We start from the raw sequence: 2506 nt of genomic DNA, 5'->3' as shown, positions 1-2506 counted from the left end.
GCAGTCGTGACTGCGTGCCTTTTGAAGAATGAGCCTGCGAGTTAGCGGTGTGTAGCGAGGTTAACCCGTGTGGGGAAGCCGTAGCGAAAGCGAGTCCGAATAGGGCGATTGAGTTGCACGCTCTAGACCCGAAGCGGAGTGATCTAGCCATGGGCAGGTTGAAGCGGAGGTAAGACTTCGTGGAGGACCGAACCCACCAGGGTTGAAAACCTGGGGGATGACCTGTGGTTAGGGGTGAAAGGCCAATCAAACTCCGTGATAGCTGGTTCTCCCCGAAATGCATTTAGGTGCAGCGTCGTGTGTTTCTTGCCGGAGGTAGAGCACTGGATAGGCGATGGGCCCTACCGGGTTACTGACCTTAGCCAAACTCCGAATGCCGGTAAGTGAGAGCACGGCAGTGAGACTGTGGGGGATAAGCTCCATGGTCGAGAGGGAAACAGCCCAGAGCATCGACTAAGGCCCCTAAGCGTACGCTAAGTGGGAAAGGATGTGGAGTCGCAGAGACAACCAGGAGGTTGGCTTAGAAGCAGCCACCCTTGAAAGAGTGCGTAATAGCTCACTGGTCAAGTGATTCCGCGCCGACAATGTAGCGGGGCTCAAGCGTACCGCCGAAGTCGTGTCATTGCAGCAATAGGGCCAACGCCCGCTGTGATGGGTAGGGGAGCGTCGTGTGCCGGGTGAAGCAGCAGCGGAAGCTAGTTGTGGACGGTTCACGAGTGAGAATGCAGGCATGAGTAGCGATACACACGTGAGAAACGTGTGCGCCGATTGACTAAGGGTTCCTGGGTCAAGCTGATCTGCCCAGGGTAAGTCGGGACCTAAGGCGAGGCCGACAGGCGTAGTCGATGGACAACCGGTTGATATTCCGGTACCCGCTTTGAAACGCCCAATATCGAATCAGGCGATGCTAAGTCCGTGAAGCCGTTCCGGACCCTTCGGGGAAAGGAAAGTGGTGGAGCCGACGAACCAGACTTGTAGTAGGTAAGCGATGGGGTGACGCAGGAAGGTAGTCCAGCCCGGGCGGTGGTTGTCCCGGGGTAAGGGTGTAGGCCGAGGGGTAGGCAAATCCGTCCCTCGTTAAGGCTGAGACCTGATGCCGAGCCGATTGTGGTGAAGTGGATGATCCTATGCTGTCGAGAAAAGCCTCTAGCGAGTTTCATGGCGGCCCGTACCCTAAACCGACTCAGGTGGTCAGGTAGAGAATACCGAGGCGTTCGGGTGAACTATGGTTAAGGAACTCGGCAAAATGCCCCCGTAACTTCGGGAGAAGGGGGGCCATCACTGGTGATCGGACTTGCTCCGTGAGCTGGGGGTGGCCGCAGAGACCAGCGAGAAGCGACTGTTTACTAAAAACACAGGTCCGTGCGAAGCCGTAAGGCGATGTATACGGACTGACGCCTGCCCGGTGCTGGAACGTTAAGGGGACCGGTTAGTGCGCTTTCGGGCGTGCGAAGCTGAGAACTTAAGCGCCAGTAAACGGCGGTGGTAACTATAACCATCCTAAGGTAGCGAAATTCCTTGTCGGGTAAGTTCCGACCTGCACGAATGGCGTAACGACTTCTCGACTGTCTCAACCATAGGCCCGGTGAAATTGCACTACGAGTAAAGATGCTCGTTTCGCGCAGCAGGACGGAAAGACCCCGGGACCTTTACTACAGTTTGATATTGGTGTTCGGTTCGGCTTGTGTAGGATAGGTGGGAGACTTTGAAGCGGCCACGCCAGTGGTTGTGGAGTCGTCGTTGAAATACCACTCTGGTCGTGCTGGATGTCTAACCTCGGTCCGTGATCCGGATCAGGGACAGTGTCTGATGGGTAGTTTAACTGGGGCGGTTGCCTCCCAAAGGGTAACGGAGGCGCCCAAAGGTTCCCTCAGCCTGGTTGGCAATCAGGTGTTGAGTGTAAGTGCACAAGGGAGCTTGACTGTGAGACCGACGGGTCGAGCAGGGACGAAAGTCGGGACTAGTGATCCGGCGGTGGCTTGTGGAAGCGCCGTCGCTCAACGGATAAAAGGTACCCCGGGGATAACAGGCTGATCTTCCCCAAGAGTCCATATCGACGGGATGGTTTGGCACCTCGATGTCGGCTCGTCGCATCCTGGGGCTGGAGTCGGTCCCAAGGGTTGGGCTGTTCGCCCATTAAAGCGGTACGCGAGCTGGGTTTAGAACGTCGTGAGACAGTTCGGTCCCTATCCGCTGTGCGCGTAGGAATATTGAGAAGGGCTGTCCCTAGTACGAGAGGACCGGGACGGACGAACCTCTGGTGTGCCAGTTGTCCTGCCAAGGGCATGGCTGGTTGGCTACGTTCGGGAGGGATAACCGCTGAAAGCATCTAAGCGGGAAGCCTGCTTCAAGATGAGTATTCCCACCTCCTTGAGAGGGTAAGGCTCCCAGTAGACGACTGGGTTGATAGGCCAGATGTGGAAGCCCGGTAACGGGTGAAGCTGACTGGTACTAATAGGCCGAGGGCTTGTCCTCAGTTGCTCGCGTCCACTGTGTTAGTTCTGAA

At 56.6% G+C, this 2506-nt stretch carries 1 rRNA gene (cut by a window edge); it reads left to right on the top strand.

Annotation, left to right across the window (positions count from 1 at the left end):
- Positions 1–2475 (top strand): 23S ribosomal RNA (locus tag ACFWP3_RS41495); it begins 728 nt to the left of the window's first position.
- Positions 2476–2506 lie beyond the last annotated feature (31 nt).

Source organism: Streptomyces sp. NPDC058525 (assembly GCF_042719495.1).
Lineage (GTDB): Bacteria > Actinomycetota > Actinomycetes > Streptomycetales > Streptomycetaceae > Streptomyces.
Note: the sequence above shows the minus strand (reverse complement) of the source record. Positions and strands in the feature narration are given on the sequence as shown.